The sequence below is a fragment of the bacterium genome (assembly GCA_023135785.1).
Classification (GTDB): domain Bacteria; phylum CAIJMQ01; class CAIJMQ01; order CAIJMQ01; family CAIJMQ01; genus CAZNJA01.
Genome location: JAGLSL010000078.1, coordinates 1 through 2,237, shown reverse-complemented (window position 1 = coordinate 2,237; position 2,237 = coordinate 1). Strand labels below are relative to the sequence as shown.

At 35.8% G+C, this 2,237-nt stretch carries 3 protein-coding genes; all 3 read left to right on the top strand.

Annotation, left to right across the window (positions count from 1 at the left end):
- Window positions 1-123: hypothetical protein (locus tag KAS42_05830; GenBank protein ID MCK4905736.1), on the top strand; the 123-nt coding region annotated here is incomplete at its 5' end.
- A 116-nt stretch (window positions 124-239) separates the two neighbouring features.
- A complete protein-coding gene (locus KAS42_05825) occupies window positions 240-1,109 on the top strand; it encodes a PHP domain-containing protein (GenBank protein MCK4905735.1) in 870 nt (289 codons plus the stop codon).
- Between the two features lie 91 nt (window positions 1,110-1,200).
- Window positions 1,201-2,237 (top strand): glycosyltransferase (locus KAS42_05820; GenBank protein MCK4905734.1); only part of this gene is annotated, 1,037 nt, incomplete at its 3' end.

Sequence of the window (2,237 nt, the reverse complement as noted above, 5' to 3'; positions counted from 1 at the left end):
CAGAACAAGTTCGGTTCAGGGCAGGAAATATCCGTAGAAGAAGTTGCGGAATTGGCGGGAACAATTCCATACGAAATTGTGTGTATGATAGGGAAGAATGTAAAAAGAATTTATAAAAAATAAAAAAATGGAAATACAATGGATATACAGTAGAAATACAGTTGATATAAGTTGTAAAAAATAAGAACTTTGACAATGTATTTCAAAGTGTTTTCAATATACAACATAAGGAGACCATTTTGAACTTAGAACAATTATTAGACGATAAATACACAAAAGGATATGCAGACCTGCATCTGCATACGGTCTATTCAGACGGCGAATATACACCGCAAAGTATTGTGCAAAAAGCTTTATCGGAAAAATTTCGCGCGATTGCGATAACAGACCACGACACAGTTGACGGTGTTGCCTCTGTCATTAAAGAGGCAGGCGAAAAAATAGAAATAATACCCGGAATAGAATTATCCGCAGGAGTCCAAAAAGAAGATAACACTTCGGAAGAAACACATATTGTCGGATTATTCATAGATTATAAAAATCCTGAATTTTTAGAAATTCTAAAAGGGTTATCTTTGGGAAGAAAAGACAGAATGAACGATATGATGAAAAAATTAGGCGAGATGGGGATGCCTATTACAATGCAGGAAATAGAAAAATTCAAAACAAAAGATGTCGTTGGAAGACTTCATCTTGCGCAGGCAATGGTTGAAAAGGGTTATGTAAAAAATACAAATGAAGCGTTCGACAAATTTATCGGCGATGACAAACCCGCTTATGCAAACAGAAGCCGTCTTTCTTCAAAAAGAGCAATATCCTTAATAAAGGAAGTCGGAGGCATTCCGATAATCGCCCATCCCCACCTATTAAAAAATGACAGCATTATTGCCCAATTAATAGAAGAGGGAATTGAAGGAATTGAAATTTATTTTGCCGACAACGGGACAAATCCTCAATCCAAATATACTGAAATAGCCAAAAAACACAACCTTTTAATATCCGGCGGTTCGGACTGCCACGGACTTACAAAAGGGAAAATATTATTGGGAAAAGTAAAAGTTCCCTACCAAGTGATTGAAGCAATGAGAGAATTTATAAGAAAAAGATAAGCATGTCATTGCGAGCCAAAGGCAAAGCAATCTTGCTTTTTTGAGATTACTTCGTCGCAACCTTATCGCAATGACAAAAAGGTATTTTCAGATGCAAACAAACATCTTGCGTGTTGTATCAAATTTGGGAACAGGCGGGGTTCAGAGAAGATTGGCTTCGCTACTTCCTTATATCAATAAAGAAAAATTCAATATCACTATATGCTCTTTTAAAGACGGTCCCCTCAAAAACACTTTAGTCGAAAAAGGATATAAAGTTTTTATAATTAAGAGGATGTTTAAGTTTGACCCAATGTGCATAATCCGTTTGTTCAAACTAATAAAACAAGAAAAAATACAAATAGTCCACACACATACACATAAACCCAATACAACCGCGCGCATAGCCGCAATATTAGCCAGAGCCCCTATCATCATTGCCAACGAACATAATGTAGATGAATGGAAAAGCGCCTTCCAGAAAATGATAGATTGTTTATTATGCCGTTTCACCGACATAATAATAGTAGTATCAACAGGCGTTCAAAAATTTTGCCAGTCAACAGGTATTCCGTCCTGCAAATTCCGCCTTATTTATAACGGTGTTGAAGTTGATAAATTCAAGAACAAAAATTTCCGAGAGATAAAAAGGAAAGAATTGGGCATAGATGAAAAAACTTTAGTAATAGGAACAATCGGGAGAATACATCCCCAGAAAGGCCATGAATTTTTAATACAAGTAGTCGAAAAATTACTAGCAGAGCATCAATCGCTTATATTTTTAATAATCGGTGAAGGCTATTTAAAAGAAGAATTTATACTCAAAGTAAAAGCCCTGAACTTGAGTAAAAACATTTTATTTTTAGGTGAAAGAGAGGATATACCCGAACTATTGTCCTGTATGGATATATTCGTCCTTCCCTCAATAAGAGAAGGCTTCCCTAATACTATTCTGGAAGCAATGGCTTCATCCCTACCCGTTGTAGCCACCAACGTAGGAGGAGTAAGAGAATTAATCATACCCGATGAAACCGGTTTTATAGTTCCTCTTCAACCCGTTAGAAATAAAATTTCTAACGGGTCAGTGGACATACCTGCGTTATATGAGAACTTATCAAAATTGATAAAGGATAAAGAATTAAGAAATAA